We start from the raw sequence: 24,073 nt of genomic DNA, 5'->3' as shown, positions 1-24,073 counted from the left end.
CCCTTGTGAGGTGATAACATTGGAATTTGTTAAAGATGTATTAAATTCCTTTCTAGAATATTTACAAATTGAGAAAAACTATTCAAAATATACAGTTGACTGCTATGAAAAAGACATAGGTATCTTCATGTCTTTTATGCAGGAAGAGCAAATACAAAACCTACAAAGTGTTACATATGCTGATGCAAGGCTGTTTTTAACACGCCTATATGAAAAGCAGTATTCAAAAAGATCGATGTCACGCAAAATTTCTTGTTTGAGAACGTTTTATCGTTACTTAAATAGAGAAGAATTAGTAGAAGATAATCCATTTGCGCTCGTTACCCTTCCTAAAAAGGAAGAGCGAAATCCTCGCTTTCTGTATGAAGAGGAGATTGTGAAATTATTTCAAATGAATGACTTAACAACTCCGTTAGGGCAGCGTAATCAGTCTCTATTAGAATTGCTGTATGCCACCGGAATACGAGTGAGTGAATGTGCATCTATTAAGCTTAGCGATATAGATTTTTCACTTCAAACTTTGCTCGTATATGGCAAAGGGAAAAAACAACGGTACGTGCCATTTGGCTGTTATGCCAAGGGCGCTCTTAGAGTATATATAGATAATGGAAGAAAGCTTCTTTTAAAAAAGGCTCCTTCTGATACTCATTCGCTCTTTTTGAATTATAAGGGGACACCGTTGACAGACCGAGGCATACGCTTAGTCATTGATCAGTTAGTAAAGAAGACCGCTGAGAATATACATATTAGTCCACACGTTTTGCGGCATACTTTTGCGACTCATATGTTAAATGAAGGGGCAGATTTACGTACAGTTCAAGAAATGCTAGGTCATGAACATTTATCAACCACTCAAATATACACACATGTGACGAAGGATCGTTTAAAGGCAGTTTATATGAATCACCATCCTCGCGCATAAAAGGAGGAGTTAATTTGTCTACTTTCCATGCTACTACGATTTTTGCGGTTCAGCATAACGGTCAATGTGCCATGTCTGGGGACGGACAAGTAACGTTCGGAAATGCTGTTGTTATGAAACATACTGCTCGAAAAGTAAGACGTCTATTTCAAGGGCAAGTTCTTGCCGGCTTTGCAGGTTCAGTAGCTGATGCATTCACTCTTTTTGAATTATTTGAAACGAAGCTTGAAGAGTATAACGGAAATCTTCAGCGTGCAGCCGTTGAGCTTGCTAAACAATGGAGAAGTGACAAAGTATTGCGAAAGTTAGAAGCAATGCTTATTGTTATGAACAAAGATAACTTACTGTTAGTATCAGGAACGGGTGAAGTTATTGAACCGGACGACGGCATTTTAGCAATTGGATCAGGCGGAAATTATGCTTTATCAGCGGGACGTGCATTAAAACAACATGCAGGCGAACATTTAACAGCTAAAGAAATTGCAAAAGCAGCTTTAGATGTAGCAAGTGAGATATGTGTTTATACAAATGATCATATTATTGTAGAAGAACTGTAGGAAAGGGGATTTTTTTATGAATTCTCATTTAACACCTCGACAAATTGTAGAAAAGCTCGATCAGTATATTATTGGTCAAACGAAGGCAAAGAAAGCGGTCGCTGTTGCGCTGCGAAATCGCTATCGACGCGGTCTGCTAGACGAATCTTTACGTGATGAAGTTGTGCCGAAAAACATTTTAATGATTGGTCCTACAGGTGTGGGTAAAACCGAGATTGCACGCCGCTTAGCTAAGCTTGTCGGTGCACCTTTTATTAAGGTTGAGGCAACAAAATTTACGGAAGTTGGATATGTAGGACGCGATGTAGAATCAATGGTTCGTGATTTAGTGGAAACGTCAGTTCGACTTGTGAAAGAAGAAAAAATGAACGGCGTGCGTGATCGCGCAGAAGAAAATGCAAACAAGCGGATAGTAGAGCTTCTTGTTCCAAGCAAAAAGAAGCAGCAATCGTTTAAAAATCCGTTTGAAATGATTTTTTCAAACGGTACACAGTCAAGCGATGCGGATCCTGATCAAGATGAGGAAACGAATATTGCAACGAAGCGCAAGCAGATTGCTCATCAGCTTGCTTTAGGAGAGCTTGAAAATCATTATGTCACAATTGAAGTAGAAGAGCAACAGCCTTCTATGTTTGATATGTTACAAGGTTCGGGTATGGAACAAATGGGCATGAACATGCAGGATGCCTTAAGTAATTTTATGCCTAAAAAACAAAAAAAGCGCAAACTTACTGTTAAAGATGCACGAAAAGTATTAACAAATGAAGAAGCGCAAAAATTGATTGATATGGATGAAGTGACGCAAGAAGCTGTGAATCGTGCAGAACAATACGGAATTATTTTCATTGACGAAATTGATAAAATTGCTCAAAAAAGTGCTAATTCATCTTCCGCTGACGTTTCACGTGAAGGCGTGCAGCGAGATATTTTACCAATTGTAGAAGGGTCAACGATTGTTACAAAATATGGCGCAGTCAAAACTGATCATGTTTTATTTGTAGCAGCCGGTGCTTTCCATGTATCAAAACCGTCGGATTTAATTCCAGAATTGCAGGGTCGATTCCCAATTCGCGTTGAATTAACGAAGCTAACCGTTGAAGATTTTATAAACATTTTAGTAGAGCCAGATAATGCGTTATTAAAGCAATATGCGGCATTATTGGAAACTGAAGGTATACAAATTGAATTTTCTGACGATGCTATACGTAAGATTGCAGAAATTGCATATCAGGTGAATCAAGATACAGACAATATTGGTGCAAGAAGGCTTCATACGATTTTAGAACGTTTGCTAGAGGATTTATCGTTTGAAGCACCAGAAGTAACATTAGAGAAAATTGTGATTACTCCGCAGTACGTGGAAGAAAAATTAGAAAAAATCGCTAAAAACAAAGATTTGAGTCAATTTATTTTATAGAACTGAAATCGCAGGAGGAAGAGTACTAATGGATTTATTAGGGAAAACTAGAAAGATTAATGCAATGCTACAAAAAGCAGCTGGTAAACCAGTAAACTTTAAAGAAATGGCTGAAACACTTTGCGAAGTGATCGAATCAAACGTATTCGTAGTAAGCCGTCGCGGTAAATTATTAGGAATCGCTGTTAAACAGCAAATTGAGAATGCGCGCATGAAAGATATGTTAGAAGCACGCCAGTTCCCAGAAGAATATACTCAAAGCTTATTTAACATTCAAGAAACATCTTCTAACTTAAACATTGAAAGTCAATATACAGCTTTCCCAGTTGAAAATAAAGACTTATTTGATGCAGGACTAACAACAATCGTTCCAATTATCGGAGGCGGAGAGCGTCTAGGTACGCTTGTACTATCTCGTTTAGACCGTCAGTTCGAAGACGATGATTTAATCCTTGCTGAATACGGTGCAACGGTAGTAGGTATGGAAATTCTTCGTGAAAAAGCAGAAGAAATTGAAGAAGAAGCACGTAGCAAAGCTGTTGTACAAATGGCAATTAGCTCATTATCATACAGTGAGTTAGAAGCTATTGAGCACATCTTTGAAGAGTTAAATGGAAATGAAGGACTATTAGTAGCAAGTAAAATTGCTGACCGCGTTGGAATTACACGTTCAGTAATCGTAAATGCGCTACGTAAATTAGAAAGTGCTGGCGTTATCGAATCACGTTCTTTAGGAATGAAAGGAACTTACATTAAAGTTCTTAACAACAAATTCTTAGTAGAGCTTGAAAAATTAAAATCTAACTAAGTTTATGAACCAAAAAGCACACGGGCAAAGCCCGTGTGCTTTTTTTTGTATGCTCTCAGTACAAAAAGGTTCGCTGTGAGTTAAGACGATTCGTTCACTATTTTTACAAATCTATAACAAACTTCATATAAAAATCTAAAAATTATATTATAGAATCTTTAAATAGTAAAAAGATACTAGTTGATTACAAATAGACGGCATCTATAATAGTTATTTAATTATTCCGTTAGACAAAACAGCCTTCCCTGTGGGAAGCCAAGCATTTGCTACACACATCATAACTGTTTTTTCATCGATGTTTTTAGTAGCTGTTCAAATGTCTTTACCTTTGGTAGGTTCATTATTTTTAGTAGATATCGCGCTTGGAATTGTCGCAAGAACCGTTCCGCAGTTAAATATTTTTGTAGTGGGATTTCCGGTAAAAATTATTGTTGCCTTTATTTTGCTGATTGTCCTGATGGGGAGCATGTTTTATATGATGCAAATCATATTTGAACAAATGATAGAAGCGATGCACGCGATGATCCGCATATTAGGAGGGGTGTAGCTTTGTTTTTAGTAAAAGTTGATTTGCAATTTTTCGCGGGAGAAAAAACGGAAAAAGCTACACCTAAAAAAAAGCAAGACTCTAGAAAAAAAGGACAGGTAGCTAAAAGTCAAGACGTTACAACTGCGCTCATCCTTTTAATGGTTTTTCTTTATTTTTTGTTTGGAGCTAAACAGTTTTTACAGCAAATGATGAAGTTGTTAAGAGAAGCTTTTCAAACGTATATGCTTGAGGAAGTGACGGCAGAGCGCGTATTTGCAATGTTTAAGCACCTTCTTCCTTCAATAGCCCTTGCAGCAGGTCCTGTTATGCTCGCAGCTTTTATTGCTGCGCTCGGAGCAAATTATATGCAGGTTGGCATTCTTTTTTCCACGGAGGCTCTTCAGCCTAAGTTAGAAAAGATTAACCCTATTAGCGGAGCCAAACGAATTTTTGCCATGAGAGCGCTGGTAGAACTAATCAAGTCAACGCTGAAAATTATGTGTATCGGAGCCGTCACGTTTTTTATCTTATGGATTCACATAGAAGATGTATTAAATTTATCTCAAAAAAGTATAGGGGACTCGCTGGTTGTTCTTTCTAAGCTTGTTTTTCAAATGGGACTTGCAGCCTCGCTTATGCTTTTATTTTTATCGCTGCTTGATTATTTGTACCAAAAGTTTGATTTCGAGAAAAATATTCGAATGTCAAAGCAAGACATCAAAGATGAGCATAAAAACATTGAAGGAGATCCTCTAATTAAATCAAAAATAAAGCAAAAGCAGCGGGAAATGGCAATGTCTCGCATGATGCAGGAAGTTCCAAAAGCAGATGTCGTCATTACAAACCCTACTCATTATGCCATTGCTTTAAAATATGATGAAGAAAAAATGGATGCTCCCTATGTTGTAGCCAGCGGTGTAGACTTTATTGCTCAGAAGATTAAAGGAATTGCCAAAAGTCATGAAATTATCATGGTAGAGAACCGCCCGCTGGCCAGAGCGCTTTTTGATCAAACCAAAGTAGGAGATGCGGTTCCAGAAGAATTTTTTAAAGCGGTGGCTGAAATATTAGCTTATGTATACCGCGTTCAAAACAAAATGTAACGTTACGCTATTGTAAGGAGAGAAAAATTAATGTCTGCAAGAGAACTGCCAGTTGTTATAGGTGTTGTACTCATTATCGTCATGCTTGTGATCCCGTTGCCTTCATGGTTATTAAGTATTTTAATCATGATTAACATTTCTCTTGCACTGCTTGTACTGCTCGTTTCCATGAATATGAAAGAACCTTTAGAGCTATCGGTGTTTCCGTCTTTGCTGCTGGTTCTTACGCTGTTTCGATTAGGCTTGAACGTATCGACGACACGTTCAATTTTAGGAACAGGAGAAGCAGGCGGAGTGGTTGAAACATTTGGACACTTCGTTATTGGAGGAAACCCGTTAGTGGGCTTTGTTGTCTTCATTATTTTAATTATCATTCAGTTTATCGTTATTACAAAAGGAGCGGAGCGTGTTTCTGAAGTAGCCGCACGTTTTACCTTGGATGCGATGCCTGGTAAACAAATGAGTATTGATGCAGATTTAAATGCAGGTATGATTTCAGAAAAACAAGCGATTGACCGCCGTGAAAAAATTCAGCGTGAAGCAGATTTTTATGGAGCAATGGATGGAGCTAGTAAATTCGTTAAAGGTGATGCCATTGCAGGGATTGTCATTACTCTTATTAATATCTTGTTTGGAATTATTATCGGCATGCTGCAAATGGGAATGTCCATCACAGAAGCATCCCAGACCTTTACTCTGTTAACGGTAGGAGATGGGTTAGTGAGTCAAATTCCAGCCCTCATGATTTCAACAGCGACAGGAATTATCGTCACCAGAGCTGCTTCAACAGGCAATTTAAGCGAAGATATTACACGGCAGCTGTTTGCTTTTCCCATTATGCTTTATGTCACTGGAGGAACGATTGCGGCTCTTGGTTTGATTACGCCAATTAATGATGTCATTACAATGCCTATTGCCATTTTATTAGGAGTGGGAGGCTATTATTTGTCCCGGGCTAAGAATCAGGCAGTTCGTGAGGAAATGGCGCCTACTGAAGAAGAACTGGAAGACAATGAAATGAAAAGTCCAGAGAGTGTTGTCAATTTATTAAGCGTTGATCCGATTGAATTTGAATTTGGTTATGCATTAATTCCGCTTGCTGATACGAATCAAGGAGGCGATTTGCTAGATCGAATTGTCATGATTAGGCGCCAGCTGGCACTTGAGCTAGGATTAGTCATTCCAGTTGTTCGCATCAGGGATAACATCCAGCTTCAGCCAAACGAATACTGTCTTAAAATAAAGGGCAATGAAGTGGCAAGAGGAGAGCTGCTGCTTAATCATTATTTAGCAATCAGTCCAGGAATGGATGATGATTTGATTGAAGGAATTGACACGTTAGAACCAGCTTTTAAAATGCCTGCAAAATGGATTAGCGAGTCGGTGAAGGAGCAGGCTGAGATGTTCGGATATACCGTTGTTGACCCACCGTCGGTTGTGTCTACGCACATAACAGAAGTTATAAAATCGTATGCGCATGAGCTGATTGGAAGACAGGAGACAAAACAGCTAATCGATCACACAAAAGAAACGTATCCTATTTTAATTGAAGAAGTAACGCCTAATCCGCTTTCTGTTGGAGACATTCAACGAGTGCTGGCAAAACTTTTAAAAGAAAGCGTCTCAATTCGAAATTTACCTATTATTTTTGAGGTGCTGGCCGACTACGGAAAAATGACGTCAGACACTGATTTGTTGACTGAATATGTCCGGCAAGGTCTCGCAAGACAAATTACCAGTCAATACACGGTCCAAGAAGGTCTGCTTCGAGTTCTTACCCTTTCAGGAAAAGTTGAAAAAACGATGGCGGAAGCTGTTCAACAAACGGAGCATGGGAATTATTTATCACTAGACCCTAACGTTTCACAAGCTATCGTAGAAAGTATAGCCAAGCAAACAGAAACACTTTCTTTTCAAGAACAGTCTCCAATTGTGTTATGTTCTCCTGCGGTGAGGATGTACGTGCGTCAAATCACTGAGCGGTATTTTCCCCATATGGCGGTTTTATCATATAACGAGCTAGAAACAAATGTTGAAGTTCAAAGTGTTGGAGTGGTGGATATCTGATGAAAGTAAAAAAATACGTAGTAGCATCTATGCCGCAAGCTATGAAAGCCATTCGTTCAGATTTAGGTGAAGAAGCGGTTATTTTACATTCAAAACAAATTCGAACAGGAGGATTTCTTGGCTTATTTACTAAGGCAAAAATAGAAGTATTGGCAGCTGTCGATTCCGTAGAAAAGCTGAGCGTAAAGAAGAACTCATCGCCGCCAGAACCCAGTATGGAAGATAATCAATCTTTTATGAAGCAGCAGCTCAGTGAGTTAAATACTCTTGTCTCACAAATGAATCAAATGCCAAAGGTTTCTTCAGGTTCATATCCAAAAGCAGTGGAGGATGTGCTTGCCTATTTGCGTTTGCAAGAAATAGACGAAGCTATTTTAAAAAGCGTAGAGGCTCCTATGCTAGAGTACTACTACTTACATCGCCCTAACTCAAACCAACTGATGGAGTGGACGAAGAGCTGGTTTGTCAATCAGTTTAAAGCAAGTGAATGGAGCGGTCCTTTCAAAAAATATGTAAGTGTAGTAGGACCAACAGGTGTCGGTAAAACAACAACTCTTGCTAAATTGGCCGCAAAGTGTGTCCTGGAACACAATCAAAAAATAGCATTTATTACAACTGACACGTATAGAATTTCAGCGATTGAGCAGCTCAAGACGTACGCTTCGATCTTGAATGCTCCTTTAACGATTTGTTATAACGGAGCAGATTTTAAAAAAGCTTTGCTAGAAACAGAAGCGTACGATGTGATTTTTATTGACACAGCAGGCCGTAACTTTTTGGAACAGCAATATGTAAATGATTTAAAGAAAATTATTACGTTTCAAGAAGATTTGCAAACGTTTCTTGTTTTAGCACTAACGTCAAAAGTATCAGATATGAAAGCTGTATATGAACGTTTTGCTAGTCTGCCTGTTGATCACTTGATTTTTACGAAGCAAGATGAAACAACCCACAAAGGCTCGCTTTTAAATATGTTATATCATTACGGCAAGCGAGCTGCTTTTACAACAAACGGGCAGGATGTACCAGAAGATGTTTCGGCATTTAAAATAAAAGAGTTTATTGACGATGTGTTTGGAGATTGGAAAGATGAATGATCAAGCAGCAGTTTTAAGAGAAAAAGTGTTAAAGAAGCATCAAAACTCTTTAAGGAATTGTAAAACACTAGCCGTCTTAAGCGGAAAAGGAGGAGTTGGAAAGTCGAACCTATCATTAAACTTATCTCTTGCGCTAACGAAGCAAAAGCAAAGAGTTCTTCTTTTTGACATGGATATAGGGATGGGAAATATTGATATTTTGATTGGGCAAACTGCTTCATATACGATGGTTGATTTGCTAGAAAAAAAGCTTTCCATCCAGCAAATTATTAAAAAAGGTCCTCAAGATTTAGCTTATGTGGCTGGTGGAACAGGAATTTCCTCTGTATTTGAATGGTCTCCATCAGACCTTGCTCATTTAATACAAGAATTGAATTCGTTAACAAATCAATATGATTATATGATTTTTGATATGGGAGCGGGCATGTCAGAGAGTGTGCTTAAGTTTTTAAAAGCTGTAGATGAAATGATCGTGGTCACAACACCAGAACCTACATCTATAACAGATGCTTACGCTGCTATTAAGCTAGCAGCTTCCTATTCTGTATCAGCACCGGTTCGTCTTATTATCAATAAAACGCTTTCCGAAAAAGAAGGAAATCAGACGTATGAACGATTTAATCGAGCTGTTCAGCAGTTTTTGAACGTATCTATTTCTCTATTAGGTATTGTCCCAGATGATCAAGCTGTCCAAAAGGCAGTTAATCGTCAAATCCCTTTTTTGCTTCAAGACCCAAAATCTAAAGCTAGTACATCACTGGTGGATATGGTAAATATTCTTGTTCCACAAGACGATAGGACAGCCACTAACACACAAGGAATGTTTATTCGGCGCCTTAAACGATTTTTTCTTGAAAGGTAGGAAATTAGAGTGAATGAAATAAAGGTGCTTATTGTAGATGATTCTGCATTTATGCGAAAGCTAATCGGCGATTTTTTAGCATGTGACAGTCGTTTTCACGTTGTGGGTACCGCACGTAATGGTGAAGAAGGGTTGAAAAAAGCGCTCGAGCTGTCGCCAGACATTGTGACACTTGATATTGAAATGCCCAAAATGAATGGCTTAGATATGTTAAAACGGCTCATGCGCGTGAAGCCCCTTCCTGTTGTCATGTTATCGAGTACAACAATAGAAGGTGCTGAAAATACGCTGACCGCTATGCAGTACGGCGCAGTTGATTTTGTTGCTAAACCTTCGGGAGCTATTTCGCTGGACTTACATAAAGTGAAAGATGAGCTTATCTCTAAACTATTGCTTGCTAGTAAAGCCAACATATCTTCAAGCAGTCATCAGCACGCGCAAAACAGCAGTGTATATAACCTCCCGATGGGGACGAAAGTGAACAAAATGATTTGTATTGGCACTTCTACTGGAGGACCGCGTGCGCTGCAAGAAGTATTATCAACTGTTTCAAAAGACATAAACGCACCTATTTTTATTGTGCAGCATATGCCGCCAAATTTTACAAAATCATTAGCAGCTAGATTAAATCAGCTGTCTGATATTGAAGTGAAAGAAGCAAAAGACAATGAAATCGTTCGCTCAGGATGTGCGTATATTGCGCCTGGAGGTTTTCATATGACGGTTGTAGAGAAAAAAGGACAGCTCAGCATTTGTTTAGATACTTCTTCACCTGTAAAGGGACATCGCCCCTCAGTGGATCGTTTGTTTCAGTCGATTAGTAAAATTTCAGGTTATCAAACGCTTGCCATTGTGTTGACGGGAATGGGGGCGGATGGAACGGAAGGCGTGATTGAGTTAAAGAAAAATAAAGATGTGCTTGTACTAGCTGAATCTGAGGAAACTGCTGTCATTTATGGGATGCCCAAATCAGCCGTTTCTACAAAACTTGTTGATTATATTGAACCGCTGAGAAACGTTGGAAGCTTTATTTCTCGCTACGCACAGAAATAGGAGGGGAAGTTACGATGGATATGAATCAATATCTAGAAGTGTTTATTGAAGAAAGCAGGGAACATCTTCAAAACGTTAATGACCAGCTAATGCGTTTTGAAAAAAATACCGATGATCTTGGCTATGTAAACGAAATTTTTCGGTCTGCTCATACGTTAAAAGGTATGTCTGCAACAATGGGATTTGATGATTTAGCACAATTAACTCACAAAATGGAAAACGTGTTAGATGCTGTTCGAAATCACCAACTCGACGTTCATACGGAAGTTCTTGATGCTTTGTTTGAATCAGTCGATGCGCTAGAAATAATGGTTCAATCTATTTCTGAAGGCGGCGATGGTCAGCTTGATGTCAAATTGCTTGTTCAAAAGCTGCAGCGTATTGTAGCAGAGGAACCCGTAGCACAGCATGCAGCTTCTTCCATTGAGTACGATGAATTAGTACAAACGCTGCTCAGCCAAACAGCAGACCAAGGGTTTAACGCGTTTGAAATAACCGTACAGCTTGAACGCACCTGCTTATTAAAAGCTGCACGCGCTTATATGGTATTTGATGTGTTAGAGCAAGCGGGAGACGTCATTAAGTCAGCGCCAACTGTTCAAGATATCGAACAAGAAAAATTTGAATCATCTTTTATCGTTATATTAGTAACAAACGAATCGCAAGAAAAGCTGCAGGCGAGCATTATGGAAGTTTCTGAAGTAGAAAGTGTGAAAATTGCTGCGGTCCCCGTAAAAAAGGAGACAAAAATGGAGGAGCTTGTTTCACCAGAAGTAGCAGCAGCCATACAGGAAGTTACTGTGTCAGCACCTTCTAAATCGCCTGTTGAAGAGAAAAGACAGCTCTCAAATAACAAGACGATTCGAGTTAATATTGACCGTTTGGACAGTCTCATGAACTTGTTTGAAGAACTAGTTATTGATAGAGGCAGGTTAGAACAAATATCAAAAGAATTGAATAATAGCGAATTAGACGAAACGGTAGAGCGGATGTCTCGTATTTCTGGAGATTTGCAAACGATTATTTTAAATATGCGTATGGTGCCTGTAGAAACCGTTTTTAATCGTTTTCCCCGTATGGTGAGACAGCTTTCAAAAGATTTAGGGAAACAAATTGAACTTCAAATTGTCGGAGCTGATACAGAGCTGGACCGGACTGTCATTGATGAAATTGGAGATCCGCTTGTTCACTTATTAAGAAATGCCGTTGACCACGGAATTGAAATACCTCAAGCACGCTTAGAGAACGGAAAGAATGAAAAGGGAACGATTCGCCTTAAAGCTTATCATAGCGGAAATCATGTCTTTATTGATTTAGAAGATGACGGGGCGGGCATCAATCGTGAAAAGGTATTGCAAAAAGCGTTAGATCGAGGAATTATTGATGAGAAAACAGCCGAAACGCTGACGGATAAACAAGTGTACGAGCTCATTTTCGCTTCGGGCTTTTCGACGGCTGAGCAAATTTCAGATGTTTCCGGACGAGGAGTAGGTTTAGATGTCGTGAAAAACACGATTGAATCGCTAGGGGGTTCTGTAACGATCGATTCTAACGAAGGATACGGTTCGCGTTTTTCTATTCAACTGCCGCTCACTCTGTCTATCATTTCTGCTTTACTCGTGCAAATGAGTGAAGAGCGCTATGCCTTGCCGCTTTCTTCGATTATTGAAACAGCTATTGTTCAGCCGAAAGAGGTCATGCATGTACACGGTCAAAAGGTTATTGACTTTCGAGGAGCCATTATTCCTCTTATTGATTTAAAAGAACTATTCACTGTGCCTAACTCAGTACAAGGCGATCATTATTCAGTAGTCATCGTGAAAAAAGGAGAAAAGACCGCCGGGCTAATTGTTGATTCTTTTATCGGTCAGCAGGAAATTGTTTTAAAATCTTTAGGTCATTATCTGCCGGATGTGTTTGCTATTTCAGGAGCCACGATTTTAGGCGATGGACAAGTAGCACTTATCATTGATTGCAACGCTTTGATTAAATAACAAATGCTGTAAAAAGAAAGGGAGAAAGGCATGAAAATTATTGTGTTTCAATTGGGAGACGAGGAGTACGGAATCTCAGTAGAAGAAGTGCAGTCGATTGAAAAGATTCAGCACATAACACGTGTTCCTGGAGTAAAAAAATATGTAAAAGGTGTTATTAATCTTCGCGGTGTTATTACACCGATTATTGATTTGCGCACTCGTTTTAACTTGCAAGAACAGCTTAACCATGAGCTGACACGTATTATTATGGTTCGTCTTAATGATGTAGAAGCAGGTTTGATTGTCGATGCAGCAAATGATGTAGTGGATATTGATGAAAAAACGATTGCTTCAGTGCCTGAAACAGTTGAAGGAACAGCTGTAGAATACTTAAACGGAGTCGTTAAAGTAGATAGCCGTTTAATTGTTCTTCTAAATTTACCTAAAGTGCTCTCTTTAGAAGACCACCTCCAGTGAGCCAAACGAATAATGGATATCACGCTGAAGGTTCTAGGAGTTGAAGAATCGTGAGAGATGGTAAACAAGTGATTAAGGTAGGAATTGCCGAGATGAATGTTACACATGCACCCGCAGTGCTTCGAACAGCGGGATTAGGATCATGTGTAGGAGTTGTCGTTTATGACTCTATTCACTCAGTAGCTGGGCTCGCTCATGTGATGCTTCCGGATTCAAGCGGGGCTAAATGTCCTTTTAATAGAGCTAAATATGCAGATACAGCCATTTTTGATTTGATAAATATGTTGATTAAACAAGGCGCACATAGAAAATTGTTAAAAGCAAAAATAGCAGGAGGCGCGCAGATGTTTCAATTTGAACCAAGAAATGATGTCATGCGAATTGGCCTTCGAAATGTTCAAGCAGTAGAGAGAGAGCTGCATAGAAACAATGTAGAAATTGCAGCAAAAGCTACAGGAGGACACAACGGACGCACAATTGAATTTGATCCTCAAACGGCTATTTTAAAGGTTCGTACGATTAACGAAGGGATAAAAACGATATAAAGCGCGCTCTGACCGTTTAATAGCGCTATAAAAAGGAGTTGAAAGACCCTTGAAAAGTATACAAGAAGTTGAAGAACATAAAATTTGGCAGGAATGGATAGAGACGAGAGACTCACATGCAGGAAACATGCTTGTTAAAAAGTACATGCCGCTTGTTAACTATCACGTTCAGCGGATTAGCGTGGGGCTGCCAAAGAATATTCATAAAGAAGAGCTTCGTAGTTTAGGGTTAATCGGCCTTTACGATGCTTTGGAAAAGTTTGATTACGGTAGAGACTTAAAGTTTGATACATATGCGTCTTTTCGAATTCGAGGGGCGATAATAGACGGGCTTCGTAAAGAAGATTGGTTATCAAGAAGCGCAAGGGAAAAGACGAAAAGGATTGAGCAAGCAACAGAAGCACTTGAACAAAGATACTTGCGCAGAGTTGCACCAAGTGAGGTTGCAAAAGAAGTAGGCATGACAGAAGCAGATGTCGTTCATACGATGAACGAAGGCTTCTTAGCTAACGTGTTGTCAATGGAAGAACAGCCGAAAGAGTATGAAGATGGAGAGCAAAAATATACGATTAAAGATGAAAAAACGCTCTCTCCTGAAGAGGAGCTAATTAACGACGAACGATATCAAGAGCTTGCTGAAGTTATCGAGCAGCTAAATGAAAAAGAGCAGCTCGTTGTTTCATTATTCTATAAAGAAGAGTTGACTTTCACAGAAATCGCACAGCTGTTAGGGCTATCTACTTCACGTATTTCTCAAATTCATTCGAAAGCGCTGTTTAAAATGCGTACGAGTTTAAGCAAAATAATTTAACAAAGAGGTAAAAAGATGGGGTTTTTACTCGCAGTTAGTTTTTTAATTCATGGTCTATCACTGTTTTGCATTATTCTTTTATATATGCAAGTGACCAAAGTGAAAAGGATTGAACGCTTGCACCAGCAAAATATAAATAAAATGGAAGCTGCGATGAGTTCATATCTAGCTGAATTTCAGGAACAAAACGAGCAGTTTTTAAGGCAGCTTCGAGAGCGTTCCACTTCGCTTTCTTCGGAAGTGGAAAAAAGCAGCGTAAAATCACCTTTGGTAGATGAAGAAGACGTGCCTGTTCAAAGGGTGGATCTAAAAAGTGAGCCTTCCCAGTCGCTACATGAACTTCTTTCTATAGAAGAAAATCAGAAGCATATACACACATCTTTTGACGAATTAACTACAGACCAAATTCAAGATTTGTCAAGTGAAGAGATAAAAGAATTTTCTGTTTATTTAAAAAGAAAAGGTTTAACAATCGAAGAAATTGCAAAACATTTACACAGAGGGAAAACTGAAATTGAATTATTATTGAAATTTCATCAATAAACTTAATGAAACGCTTGCTTGTGAAAAAGGAGTGTGCTATATTTGTTTTTGGTGTTATTACACACGCTTGTTGATTCGGTTGATGGTGCTACTTTTTGTAGTTTCGGCTGAAGATGAAATGAGCGGAGGAGACTTAAAACCATTAGGAGGAAAAACACATGTCAGTAATTTCAATGAAACAATTACTAGAAGCTGGTGTACATTTCGGTCACCAAACTCGCCGTTGGAACCCAAAGATGAAGAAATATATCTTCACTGAGCGTAACGGCATCTACATTATCGATCTTCAAAAAACAGTTAAGAAAGTAGAAGAAGCGTACAAATTCGTTAAAGAATTAGCTGCAGACGGCGGTACTGTTTTATTCGTAGGTACGAAAAAACAAGCTCAAGATTCTGTTAAAGAAGAAGCAGCTCGCGCTGGTATGTACTTTGTTAACCAACGTTGGTTAGGTGGTACATTAACTAACTTCTCAACTATCCAAAAACGTATCAAACGTTTAAAAGATATCGAAAAAATGCAAGAAGACGGTACTTTCGAAGTACTACCTAAGAAAGAAGTAGTTCAACTTAAAAAAGAGTTAGAGCGTCTTGAAAAATTCTTAGGCGGCATTAAAGATATGAAACAACTTCCAGATGCATTATTCATCATTGACCCTCGTAAAGAGCGTATTGCAGTAGCGGAAGCTAAAAAATTACACATTCCAATCGTTGGTATCGTAGACACTAACTGTGATCCAGACGAAATTGATTATGTAATCCCTGCAAACGATGATGCAATTCGTGCTGTTAAACTTTTAACTTCTAAAGTTGCTGATGCTATTCTAGAAGCTAAACAAGGTGAAGAAACAGCAGTTGAAACTGAAACAACTACTGCTTAATTCCGTGAAAGGTGATAAGAGGGAATAGCCTTTTATCACCTTTTTTTGAAAAGATTTAACCCATTTATATACATTAATTACATACCCAAACAAGGAGGCTACACATTATGGCAATTACTGCTCAAATGGTAAAAGAACTACGTGAAAAAACTGGCGCTGGTATGATGGATTGTAAAAAAGCGTTAACTGAAACTAACGGTGATATGGAGCAAGCAATCGATTTCTTACGTGAAAAAGGTATTGCAAAAGCTGCTAAAAAATCAGACCGTATTGCTGCTGAAGGTCTAACTTACATCGAAACTCAAGGTAACGAAGCTGTTATCCTAGAAGTTAACTCTGAAACTGATTTCGTTGCGAAAAACGAAGGTTTCCAAAAATTAACAAAAGAATTAGCTGCTCACATCTTAGCTAACAAACCAGCTGACGCTGCTGAAGCTGCTACTCAAAAAATGGAAAACGGTGCAACTGTTGAAGAACACATCAACTCTGCAATCGCTACAATCGGAGAAAAATTATCTCTACGTCGTTTCGCTGTAGCAACAAAAACTGATGCTGATGCATTCGGTGCTTACCTACATGCTGGCGGACGTATCGGTGTGTTAACAGTATTATCTGGTACAACTGAAGAAGCTGTTGCAAAAGACGTTGCTATGCACATCGCTGCAATCAACCCTAAATACATCTCTCGTGACCAAGTTTCTGCTGAAGAAACTGAGCGTGAGCGCGAAGTATTAACTCAACAAGCATTAAACGAAGGCAAACCAGAAAAAATCGTTGCAAAAATGGTTGAAGGTCGCCTTGGCAAATTCTTCGAAGATATTTGCTTACTAGATCAAACATTTGTTAAAAATCCTGATCAAAAAGTACGTCAGTTCGTTGAGAGCAAAGGCGCTACTGTTGAAAGCTTCGTTCGTTTTGAAGTAGGAGAAGGTATTGAGAAGCGTCAAGACAACTTCGCTGAAGAAGTAATGAACCAAGTTAAAAAGTAAGGGTTTGACCGTATAGGGAACACTGTGTGTTCCCTTTTTTACAAAAGAGATCTCACCGTTAACGATGGAGGTAAGCATGAGTCAAGCAAAATATAATCGTATCGTATTAAAGTTAAGTGGAGAAGCATTAGCTGGTGAAGAGGGTTTTGGTATTAACCCATCCATCATCAAATCTGTTGCTGAACAAGTAAAAGCCGTTTATGAATTAGGTGTGGAAATTGCTGTAGTCGTTGGTGGTGGAAACATTTGGCGTGGTAAAATTGGCAGTGAAATGGGTATGGATCGTGCCGCTGCTGATTATATGGGAATGCTAGCAACAGTAATGAACTCTTTGGCTCTTCAAGATAGCTTAGAGAACATTGGTGTGCAAACACGAGTTCAGACTTCTATCGAGATGAGACAAGTAGCAGAGCCTTATATTAGAAGAAAAGCTGTTCGTCATCTTGAGAAAAAACGCGTTGTTATTTTCGCCGCGGGTACAGGAAACCCTTATTTCTCTACAGATACAACAGCAGCTTTGCGTGCAGCTGAAATCGAAGCTGACGTGATCTTAATGGCTAAAAACAACGTAGATGGCGTTTATAATGCAGATCCTAAGCTTGTACCTGATGCTGTAAAATACGAAACATTAACGTATATTGATGTTTTAAAAGATGGACTAGCTGTTATGGATTCTACAGCTTCTTCATTATGTATGGACAATGATATTCCGCTAATTGTTTTTTCAATTACGGAAGAAGGCAATATTAAACGTGCCGTTACAGGCGAAAACATTGGAACAATTGTAAAGGGGAAATAAACATGCCAAAACAAGTGTTGCAAAACGCAAAAGAAAGAATGGAAAAAGCAATTCAATCATTTAGCCGCGAACTAGCATCAATTCGTGCTGGACGTGCAAGCGCGTCACTTCTTGACCGCGTAACGGTAGAATACTACGGTGCACCAACACCAATTAACCAATTGGCGCAAGTAAGCGTGCCTGAAGCTCGTATGCTTGTTATTCAGCCTTATGACAAATCACAAATTGGTGAAGTTGAAAAAGCTATTTTAAAATCTGACTTAGGGTTAACACCTACAAGCGATGGAACTATTATCCGTTTATCGATTCCTGCTTTAACGGAAGAACGTCGTCGTGAGTTAGTGAAAATGGTGAAAAAATATGCTGAAGAAGCAAAAGTTGCGGTTCGTAACGTACGCCGTGATGCAAACGATGATTTCAAAAAGTTAGAGAAAAAAGGTGAAATTACTGAAGACGATTTACGCGGCTACAGTGATGACATTCAAAAACTAACAGATGACCATATCGTAAAAGTGGATAAAGTGGCGAAAGATAAAGAAGAAGAAATTATGGCAGTTTAAGTCATTTCAAGGTAAAATATATTGTAAAAGACCCTCTATTGTTTACAGGGGGTTTTTTTGTTAATAATGTGTAGTAAGAAAAAACTCACATAAGCCACACGTTTATGTGAGAGCGTACAACGGGGGACCTTTGCATGTTAAGAAAATTTCAAGCATGGAAGAAAAGTCAAGATTTAAATACACTGTCTTTGTCAGAACGAAAAGATCAAGTGAAACAGCACCCTGTTCCTGAACATATTGCAATTATTATGGATGGGAACGGTCGTTGGGCGCAAAAACGAGCTCTTCCTCGCATGATGGGCCATCATGAAGGAATGAAGGTAGTGCGTCATGTGACCAGATTGGCCAATGAATTAGGTGTTAAAGTATTAACTTTATATGCATTTTCCACTGAAAATTGGAAGCGCCCCAAAACTGAAGTCGAGTTTTTAATGAAACTGCCAGAGGAATTTTTAACAACCTTTCTGCCTGAGCTAATTGAAAAAAATGTGCAAGTTCGTATTATGGGGGATAAAAGTGAGCTCCCTGCCCATACGATTCGAGCCGTGGATAACGCAATTGAAAAAACAAAGCATAACACAGGGCTGATTTTAAACTTCGCGCTCAATTACGGTAGCCGTCACGAAATCATGGGCGCTATTCAGTCATTGGTAGAAGATGTAGAACAGGGAAAAGTAGCTTCCTCTTCTATTTCAGAAAATTTATTTTCTTCCTATTTAATGAGCAAAAGCCTTCCAGATCCGGATTTGCTTATTCGTACAAGCGGTGAGCTTCGCTTAAGTAATTTTATGCTTTGGCAGCTAGCTTACACAGAGTTTTGGTTTACAGAAGTATTATGGCCAGATTTTAAAGAAAATCATTTAATCGAAGCAGTCGAGGCGTTTCAAAAGCGCGGTCGTCGCTTTGGTGGTGTATAAGAAGGTGTGGAAAACAAGATGAAACAGCGCATTATCACCGCGATTGTAGCACTTGCGGTATTTGTGCCGATTGTTTTAATTGGAGGGTTACCTTTTACCCTTATCATGTATGTAATCGGAACAGTTGGTGTAATTGAGCTTTTAAAAATGAAACATTTGAAAGCAATGTCTTTTCCAAGTATCATTAGTTTATTGCTAACCTGGGTGTTTTTACTACCAAATGGAAGAGATGTTGCATTTCAATTCTTAAGTGAACATAAGATAGAAGTAGCGCTTGCTGCTGTCCTTCTTTTATTAATGTACACGGTTATAGTTAAAAATAAATTTACCTTCGATGACGTTGGGTTTATTTTGTTAACGACAGTATATGTTGGCTTTGGCTTTCATTATTTTATCGAGGTTCGTCAAGAGTTCGGGTTAGCTTATTTGTTCTTTGCTTTTCTTATTATTTGGGCGACGGATTCCGGAGCTTATTTTATTGGACGAGCAATGGGGAAACGAAAGCTATGGCCGGAAATCAGTCCCAATAAAACAATTGAAGGTTTTGTTGGTGGCGTCGTATGCGCTATTATAGTAGCTATTGTATTTAAGCTGTTAGCAAATATTGATCAAACTATGATCGAACTACTTGTAATTGGTATTATCGTATCGTTATTTGGACAGATGGGTGATCTTGTACAATCAGCGTTCAAACGTCACTATGGCGTAAAAGATTCAGGAAAGATTTTACCGGGTCATGGTGGGATTTTAGACCGTTTTGACAGTTTAATGTTCATCATGCCAATTTTAGCTTTTTTATTATCTCTATAAAAAAGATGTCTTTGTTTTAATAGGAGTGAATATACTTGAAGAAAATTTCCTTGTTAGGAGCTACAGGTTCAATTGGTACTCAAACCGTTGATATTGTTCGAGCGCATCCGGAGCATTTTGAGCTCTCAGCAATCTCTGTAGGTCGAAATATTAATGAAGCAAGAAAGATTATTCAGCAGTGTAAGCCAGCCCTTGTTTCTGTGATGAAGAAAGAAGATTGTCTGTCACTGCAAGCGGAATTCCCTTCTATTCGATTTGTTTATGGAGAAGAAGGGCTTGTGGAAGTGGCAACTCATCCGTCCACAGAAGTTTTAGTAAATGCTGTTCTTGGAAGTGTAGGGTTAACTCCTACGCTAGAAGCAATCAAAATGAGAAAAACGATTGCTATTGCAAATAAGGAGACACTTGTTACCGCTGGTCACCTTGTCATGGAAGCAGCCAAGGAATATGGCGCTGATATTTTACCGGTAGACAGTGAGCACTCAGCTATTTTTCAAAGTTTGCAAGGGCAAGATCAAAAAGCAATAGACCGTTTAATTTTAACGGCTTCTGGAGGGAGCTTTCGAGATAAGACGAGAGCAGAACTACAGGGAGTAACGGTTGAAGATGCGTTAAATCATCCAAACTGGTCAATGGGAGCTAAAATTACAATTGATTCGGCAACGATGATGAATAAGGGACTAGAAGTGATTGAAGCACATTGGCTTTTTGATCTTCCCTATGAGAAAATTGATGTATTGTTACATAAGGAAAGCATCATTCATTCTATGGTAGAGTATTCTGATACAAGCGTTATTGCTCAGCTTGGAACGCCTGATATGCGCGTGCCAATTCAATACGCGTTAACGTATCCAAAACGCATGTCTTTGCCCAATACCAAGCGTTTAAGTTTGGCGGATATTGGCCAGCTTCACTTCGCTAAAATGGATGAAGAGCGTTTTCGCTGTTTAGCTTTTGCATTTGAGGCTGGCAAAGCGGGTGGAACACTTCCGACTGTTTTAAATGCAGCTAATGAAGAAGCTGTTCAAGCCTTTCTAGATGGTCACATTACATTTTTACAAATTGAAGATGTGATTGAAAAAGCAATGAATGAACATACTGTAATACAGAAACCTTGTTTATCTACTATTAAAGAAGTAGATTTAGAAGCAAGAGAGTTTGTTAGATCCGCCATCTCTCGATAATGTGCGTGCGAGAGAAGCCACTCATTTATTTCTGGTGGGTGGAGGTTTGACTCTATTACATGAAGGGGGTAATACCCATTGAACACAGTCATTGCGTTTGTCGTCATTTTTGGAGCTCTTGTATTCTTTCATGAGCTTGGTCATTTAGTTTTTGCAAAGCGTGCAGGCATCTTATGCCGTGAGTTTGCCATTGGGTTTGGTCCCAAAATCTTTTCATTTAAACGAGATGAAACAGTTTATACCATTCGATTGCTGCCTCTAGGTGGATTTGTTCGAATGGCTGGAGAAGACCCAGAAATGATCGAAGTTAAGCCTGGTCAAATGGTGGGCCTCATGTTTGATAAGGAAGGCAAAGTAAATAAAGTCATTATTAACAACAAGGAACAGCATCCAAATGCAAAAGTTATTGAGGTAGAGCAAGCAGACTTAGAGCATAATCTATTTATTTCAGGTTATGAAGAAGGTGAAGATGAACGTCTGCAAAAATTCGAGGTAGCAGAAGAATCTTACTTCGTTATGGACGGAGAAGAAATTCAAATTGCACCTTACAGCCGTCAGTTTGCTTCCAAAACTCTTGGTCAGCGTGCGCTAGCCATTTTCGCTGGTCCGCTAATGAACTTTATATTAGCCTTTGTTATTTTTATCGTTCTTGGGATTTCTCAAGGATATGTTGTTGACAAACCCGTGATGGGCAAATTAACATCAGATGGAGTAGCCGTTGATGCGGGACTTAAACAAGGAGATAAAGTTCAAGCAATTGATGGACAAAGTGTTTCAACGTGGGATGATGTCGTAAAAGTAATTCAAAAACATCCTGAACAGCAAATTACATTCACGGTTCAGCGCGGCGGCAAAACGCTAGATATTCCGATTACACCTGAAAGTCGCAAAGTTGGGGAACAGACAATTGGACTAATTGGCGTATATGCACCGGTTGAAAAGTCATTCATTGGTTCGATCACGCACGGAGCTACTGAAACATATACGTGGATGAAAGAAATCTTAACGGGTCTAGGGAAGCTTGTGACAGGACAGTTCAAATTGGATATGCTTTCTGGTCCTGTAGGTATTTACGCAGCAACCGATCAAGTAGCACAGTCAGGCATTTATTATTTAATGAAATGGGCAGCCGTTTTAAGTATTAACTTAGGGATTGTCAATTTGCTTCCACTTCCTGCTTTAGATGGAGGACGACTATTGTTCTTCGCTGTAGAAGGAATTCGCGGTAAGCCAATTGATCGTCAAAAAGAAGGCATTGTTCATTTTATCGGTTTTGCTTTATTAATGCTGCTGATGCTCGTTGTAACGTGGAACGATATTCAAAAGTTCTTTTTATAAGACATACGCTCAGCGAGGGATATTCCCTCGCTGATTATATGAAAATTGCGGCATGGTCCGCCTAAAAAAAATAAGATAGAGAAGTAAGCAAAGAGGTGCGAGGTTATGAGACAAAGTTCTACATTGATTCCTACATTAAGAGAAGTGCCAGCTGATGCGGATATAAAAAGCCATCAGCTTCTATTGCGCGCAGGTTATATGCGCCAAAATGCAAGCGGCGTGTACAGCTTTTTACCGCTTGGTAAGCGCGTATTGCAAAAAGTTGAACAAATTGTTCGTGAAGAGATGGACCGTGCAGGTTCTGTCGAATTATTAATGCCTGCTTTACAACAAGCTGAATTGTGGCAAGAGTCTGGCCGCTGGTATTCATATGGACCTGAGTTAATGCGTATGAAAGATCGTCACGGCCGTGAATTTGCTTTGGGAGCAACACACGAAGAAGTTATCACAAGCTTGCTTCGTGACGAAGTGAAGTCATACAAACGTTTACCGCTGAATTTATATCAAATTCAAACGAAGTTCCGCGATGAAAAACGTCCACGCTTTGGCTTATTACGCGGTCGTGAATTTATTATGAAAGATGCATATTCGTTTCATGCTTCTCAAGAAAGTTTAGATGAAGTATATGACAAAATGTTTGCTGCCTACAGCCGCATCTTTGAGCGCTGCGGATTAAATTTCCGTGCGGTTATCGCTGATTCAGGTGCAATGGGCGGAAAAGATACGCATGAATTTATGGTTCTTTCTGAAATCGGGGAAGATACAATTGCTTATTCAGATACATCTTCTTATGCAGCAAATGTTGAAATGGCACCGGTTGTAAATACGTATGAAAAATCAGGTGAAGCTGAAAAAGAATTAACAAAGGTAGAAACACCAAATCAGCATAGCATTGAAGACGTAGCTGCTTTCTTAAATGTTGAAGCGACTTCTTGTATCAAGTCCCTTTTATTTAAAGTAGATGATCGTTTTGTGCTTGTACTTGTTCGCGGGGATCACGAAGTAAACGATATTAAAGTGAAAAACTATTTTGAAGCTTCCGTTGTTGAACTGGCAACTCCAGAAGAAACAAAAGAAGTATTAAAATGCGCAGTTGGTTCAGTAGGACCGATTGGAGTAAGTGATTCAGTAGAAGTGGTAGCTGATCATGCTGTAAAAGCAATTGCTAACGGTGTATGCGGAGCAAATGAAGAAGGTTATCACTACACAAATGTGAATGAACGTAACTTTAATGCAACTTACGAAGATTTCCGCTTCATCCAAGAAGGGGATCAGTCACCGGATGGACAAGGCGTTATTAAGTTCGCTAAAGGTATTGAAGTCGGACACGTCTTTAAGCTAGGAACTCGCTACAGTGAAGCGATGGGAGCAACGTATCTAGATGAGAACGGACGCAACCAGCCAATGATTATGGGCTGCTATGGTATTGGTGTTTCTCGTACGGTAGCTGCGATTGCAGAACAATTTAATGATGAGAACGGTCTTCTATGGCCAGAAGCTGTTACGCCTTATCAAGTGCACGTTATTCCAGTTAACGTGAAAAATGATGAACAGCGTGAACTAGGTGAGAAATTATATAATGAGTTATTAGATAATCGCTTTGAAGTGCTGTTAGATGACCGCCAAGAGCGTGCAGGAGTAAAATTTGCAGATTCAGATTTAATTGGTCTTCCTGTTCGAGTAACAGTTGGTAAACGTGCATCTGAAGGGATTGTAGAAGTAAAAGTACGCAAAACTGGGGAGTCATTAGAAGTGTCAGTTGACAATCTAGTTTCAACAGTGAAAGAACTGCTAGCGAAGTAATGAAGCAGCGGGGATTTGTATCCCTGCT

The 24,073-nt window shown here is 39.2% G+C and carries 24 protein-coding genes; all 24 read left to right on the top strand.

Features of this window, described 5'->3' with window-relative positions; all coding sequences use genetic code 11:
- Window positions 1–19: 19 nt before the first annotated feature.
- The 24 genes from xerC to ACFX4N_RS15370 all read left to right on the top strand — a co-directional run bounded on the left by xerC (window position 20) and on the right by ACFX4N_RS15370 (window position 24,045).
- Window positions 20–922, top strand: a complete 903-nt coding sequence (gene xerC / locus ACFX4N_RS15485; protein ID WP_013058885.1) for a tyrosine recombinase XerC — start codon at window positions 20–22, stop codon at window positions 920–922.
- A gap of 14 nt (window positions 923–936) precedes the next feature.
- Window positions 937–1,479: an ATP-dependent protease subunit HslV gene (gene hslV, locus ACFX4N_RS15480; protein WP_013058884.1), complete on the top strand. Its 543-nt coding sequence runs from the start codon at window positions 937–939 to the stop codon at window positions 1,477–1,479.
- A gap of 16 nt (window positions 1,480–1,495) precedes the next feature.
- The gene (gene hslU / locus ACFX4N_RS15475; RefSeq protein ID WP_013058883.1) at window positions 1,496–2,896 is read left to right on the top strand and encodes an ATP-dependent protease ATPase subunit HslU; all 1,401 of its coding nucleotides are present in this window, start codon (window positions 1,496–1,498) and stop codon (window positions 2,894–2,896) included.
- A gap of 28 nt (window positions 2,897–2,924) precedes the next feature.
- Window positions 2,925–3,704 (top strand): GTP-sensing pleiotropic transcriptional regulator CodY, encoded by a 780-nt coding sequence (gene codY, locus ACFX4N_RS15470; RefSeq protein ID WP_013058882.1) that lies wholly within the window; start codon window positions 2,925–2,927, stop codon window positions 3,702–3,704.
- A gap of 190 nt (window positions 3,705–3,894) precedes the next feature.
- Window positions 3,895–4,251 (top strand): flagellar biosynthetic protein FliR, encoded by a 357-nt coding sequence (locus ACFX4N_RS15465; RefSeq protein WP_377261837.1) that lies wholly within the window; start codon window positions 3,895–3,897, stop codon window positions 4,249–4,251.
- A 2-nt stretch (window positions 4,252–4,253) separates the two neighbouring features.
- The gene (gene flhB, locus ACFX4N_RS15460; RefSeq protein WP_057273945.1) at window positions 4,254–5,336 is read left to right on the top strand and encodes a flagellar biosynthesis protein FlhB; all 1,083 of its coding nucleotides are present in this window, start codon (window positions 4,254–4,256) and stop codon (window positions 5,334–5,336) included.
- Between the two features lie 30 nt (window positions 5,337–5,366).
- Window positions 5,367–7,403: a flagellar biosynthesis protein FlhA gene (flhA, locus tag ACFX4N_RS15455; RefSeq protein WP_192100041.1), complete on the top strand. Its 2,037-nt coding sequence runs from the start codon at window positions 5,367–5,369 to the stop codon at window positions 7,401–7,403.
- Window positions 7,403–8,500, top strand: a complete 1,098-nt coding sequence (gene flhF, locus ACFX4N_RS15450; protein ID WP_057273943.1) for a flagellar biosynthesis GTPase FlhF — start codon at window positions 7,403–7,405, stop codon at window positions 8,498–8,500. Before flhA ends, flhF begins: the two co-directional genes overlap by 1 nt.
- A complete protein-coding gene (locus tag ACFX4N_RS15445) occupies window positions 8,493–9,362 on the top strand; it encodes a MinD/ParA family protein (RefSeq protein WP_013058857.1) in 870 nt (289 codons plus the stop codon). Before flhF ends, ACFX4N_RS15445 begins: the two co-directional genes overlap by 8 nt.
- A 9-nt stretch (window positions 9,363–9,371) precedes the next feature.
- Complete coding sequence (locus ACFX4N_RS15440; protein ID WP_057273942.1) at window positions 9,372–10,415, top strand: protein-glutamate methylesterase/protein-glutamine glutaminase; 1,044 nt, start codon at window positions 9,372–9,374, stop codon at window positions 10,413–10,415.
- 14 nt (window positions 10,416–10,429) lie between these two features.
- Complete coding sequence (locus ACFX4N_RS15435) at window positions 10,430–12,409, top strand: chemotaxis protein CheW (RefSeq protein WP_377261751.1); 1,980 nt, start codon at window positions 10,430–10,432, stop codon at window positions 12,407–12,409.
- 30 nt (window positions 12,410–12,439) lie between these two features.
- Window positions 12,440–12,868, top strand: a complete 429-nt coding sequence (locus ACFX4N_RS15430; protein ID WP_013058854.1) for a chemotaxis protein CheW — start codon at window positions 12,440–12,442, stop codon at window positions 12,866–12,868.
- A 50-nt stretch (window positions 12,869–12,918) separates the two neighbouring features.
- On the top strand, window positions 12,919–13,413 hold the full coding sequence (locus tag ACFX4N_RS15425; protein WP_057273940.1) for a chemotaxis protein CheD: 495 nt from the start codon (window positions 12,919–12,921) through the stop codon (window positions 13,411–13,413).
- Window positions 13,414–13,462: 49 nt separating this feature from the next.
- Entirely contained in the window at window positions 13,463–14,224 is a 762-nt protein-coding gene (locus ACFX4N_RS15420) for a FliA/WhiG family RNA polymerase sigma factor (protein WP_025750299.1), read from the top strand.
- A gap of 15 nt (window positions 14,225–14,239) precedes the next feature.
- Entirely contained in the window at window positions 14,240–14,767 is a 528-nt protein-coding gene (locus ACFX4N_RS15415; protein ID WP_013058851.1) for a hypothetical protein, read from the top strand.
- 158 nt (window positions 14,768–14,925) lie between these two features.
- A complete protein-coding gene (gene rpsB / locus ACFX4N_RS15410; RefSeq protein ID WP_013058850.1) occupies window positions 14,926–15,645 on the top strand; it encodes a 30S ribosomal protein S2 in 720 nt (239 codons plus the stop codon).
- A gap of 107 nt (window positions 15,646–15,752) precedes the next feature.
- Window positions 15,753–16,634, top strand: a complete 882-nt coding sequence (tsf, locus tag ACFX4N_RS15405; RefSeq protein ID WP_013058849.1) for a translation elongation factor Ts — start codon at window positions 15,753–15,755, stop codon at window positions 16,632–16,634.
- 76 nt (window positions 16,635–16,710) lie between these two features.
- Window positions 16,711–17,433: a UMP kinase gene (gene pyrH / locus ACFX4N_RS15400; protein WP_013058848.1), complete on the top strand. Its 723-nt coding sequence runs from the start codon at window positions 16,711–16,713 to the stop codon at window positions 17,431–17,433.
- Window positions 17,434–17,435: 2 nt separating this feature from the next.
- Window positions 17,436–17,993, top strand: a complete 558-nt coding sequence (gene frr, locus ACFX4N_RS15395; protein WP_013058847.1) for a ribosome recycling factor — start codon at window positions 17,436–17,438, stop codon at window positions 17,991–17,993.
- 134 nt (window positions 17,994–18,127) lie between these two features.
- Window positions 18,128–18,910 (top strand): undecaprenyl pyrophosphate synthase, encoded by a 783-nt coding sequence (locus tag ACFX4N_RS15390; protein WP_028410833.1) that lies wholly within the window; start codon window positions 18,128–18,130, stop codon window positions 18,908–18,910.
- Window positions 18,911–18,928: 18 nt separating this feature from the next.
- Window positions 18,929–19,720 (top strand): phosphatidate cytidylyltransferase, encoded by a 792-nt coding sequence (locus tag ACFX4N_RS15385; protein WP_029320614.1) that lies wholly within the window; start codon window positions 18,929–18,931, stop codon window positions 19,718–19,720.
- 35 nt (window positions 19,721–19,755) lie between these two features.
- Entirely contained in the window at window positions 19,756–20,904 is a 1,149-nt protein-coding gene (gene dxr / locus ACFX4N_RS15380) for a 1-deoxy-D-xylulose-5-phosphate reductoisomerase (RefSeq protein ID WP_013058844.1), read from the top strand.
- A gap of 78 nt (window positions 20,905–20,982) precedes the next feature.
- Complete coding sequence (gene rseP / locus ACFX4N_RS15375) at window positions 20,983–22,242, top strand: RIP metalloprotease RseP (RefSeq protein ID WP_025750292.1); 1,260 nt, start codon at window positions 20,983–20,985, stop codon at window positions 22,240–22,242.
- Window positions 22,243–22,347: 105 nt separating this feature from the next.
- Window positions 22,348–24,045, top strand: coding sequence for a proline--tRNA ligase (locus tag ACFX4N_RS15370; protein ID WP_013058842.1), 1,698 nt, complete (start codon window positions 22,348–22,350; stop codon window positions 24,043–24,045).
- Window positions 24,046–24,073: the final 28 nt, after the last annotated feature.

Source organism: Priestia sp. YIM B13551, assembly GCF_042787905.1.
GTDB lineage: Bacteria > Bacillota > Bacilli > Bacillales > Bacillaceae_H > Priestia.
This window is presented reverse-complemented; position numbering and strand designations above follow the sequence as displayed.